This window comes from Actinomyces gerencseriae DSM 6844 (assembly GCF_000429265.1).
Lineage (GTDB): Bacteria > Actinomycetota > Actinomycetes > Actinomycetales > Actinomycetaceae > Actinomyces > Actinomyces gerencseriae.
In genome coordinates this window covers 1-1,712 of the sequence record NZ_AUBN01000028.1, presented here as the reverse complement: position 1 = coordinate 1,712, position 1,712 = coordinate 1, and the positions used below count along the sequence as shown (strand labels likewise).

1 rRNA gene is annotated in these 1,712 nt (G+C 65.2%); it reads right to left on the bottom strand.

Features of this window, described 5'->3' with window-relative positions:
• Nucleotides 1-1,712 (bottom strand): 23S ribosomal RNA (locus tag G448_RS18555); the annotation flags it as partial.

Sequence of the window (1,712 nt, the reverse complement as noted above, 5' to 3'; positions counted from 1 at the left end):
CCAGCCGTTTCAGGGTTCGGGCCCCCCTTCTCCCGAAGTTACGGGGGCATTTTGCCGAGTTCCTTCACCACGGTTCACTCGCTCGCCTAGGCATACTCTGCCGGACCACCTGTGTCGGTTTAGGGTACGGGCGGCTGGCACCATCACGTCGAGGCTTTTCTCGGCACCCCAGGATCACCCTGCTATCCCCCGCCAGCTGCGGGGTCACCATCACGCCTCACCCACACCCCGCCGCCCCCGCAATAGGGGGCGGCGGGGCAGGCCCCCGGATTTGCCTGGGGACCGGGCCGCGCGCTTGAACGGGCCAAGCCATCAGGCCCGCGAGGCTACCACTGTGCGTCACCCCTGTTAACACGCTTGCCTACCAGCACGGAGGACCCCCAGACCACACGCCGCCACAACCACGACCACCCCCCGAAGGAGACGGCCGCGGCTTCTCGTGGCGGCAGGGGCGTGGGTTAGCACCCGCGCGTCAGCATGGTCGGTGCTTCGCCGGTACGGGAATATCAACCCGTCATCCATCGACTACGCCTGTCGGCCTCGCCTTAGGTCCCGACTCACCCAGGGCGGACGAACCTGGCCCTGGAACCCTTGGTCTCTCGGCGCTGGGGACTCCCACCCCAGTCATCGCTACTCATGCCTGCATTCTCACTCCCACGCCGTCCACCCGCGGGTCACCCCCGGGCTTCACCCAGCGCAGGACGCTCCCCTACCACCCGACCCCCACCCGACAAGAAGAAGGGGGGGCGGGTCCGCGGCTTCGGCGGCGCGCTTGAGCCCCGCTGAATTGTCGGCGCACGACCACTCGACCAGTGAGCTATTACGCACTCTTTCAAGGATGGCTGCTTCTAAGCCAACCTCCTGGTTGTCCGCGCGACCGCACATCCTTTCCCACTTAGCGCGCGCTTAGGGGCCTTAGCCGGCGATCCGGGCTGTTTCCCTCTCGACCACGAAGCTTATCCCCCGCGGTCTCACTGCCGCGCCACACCCAATAACGGCATTCGGAGTTTGGCTGACCTTGGTAACCCTGTGAGGCCCCTCAGCCACCCAGTAGCTCTACCTCCGCCGGGCGAACACGCGACGCTGCACCAAAATGCATTTCGGGGAGAACCAGCTATCACGGAGTCTGATTGGCCTTTCACCCCTACCCACAGCTCATCCCCCCGGTTTTCAACCCAGGCGGGTACGGTCCTCCACGCGCTCTTACACGCGCCTCAACCTGGCCATGGGTAGATCACCCCGCTTCGGGTCCACACCATGCCACTCAATCGCCCTTATCGGACTCGCTGTCGCTACGACTACCCCTCCAACGGGTTAACCTCGCGACACGGCACTGACTCGCAGGCTCATTCTTCAATAGGCACGCCACCACCCCCACCACCGCGAACACGCGGCGGCACAGGCTCTGACGGCTCGCAGGCGCCCGGTTTCAGGTACTCTTTCACTCCCCTCCCGGGGTACTTTTCACCATTCCCTCACGGTACTCATCCGCTATCGGTCACCAGGACGTATTCAGGCAGCCAAGTGGTCTTGGCAGACTCACACAGGATTCCACGAGCCCCGTGCTACAACGGGCACGCGCCCACACCCACGCCAACCAGGTTCCGCCTACGGGGCTATCACCCGCTCCGGCACGCCATCCCAGACGCTTCGGCTACCCGACCACGCAAGCGCCCCGCCCCAGCGGAGACGGGAAACAAGCACGCCCCACA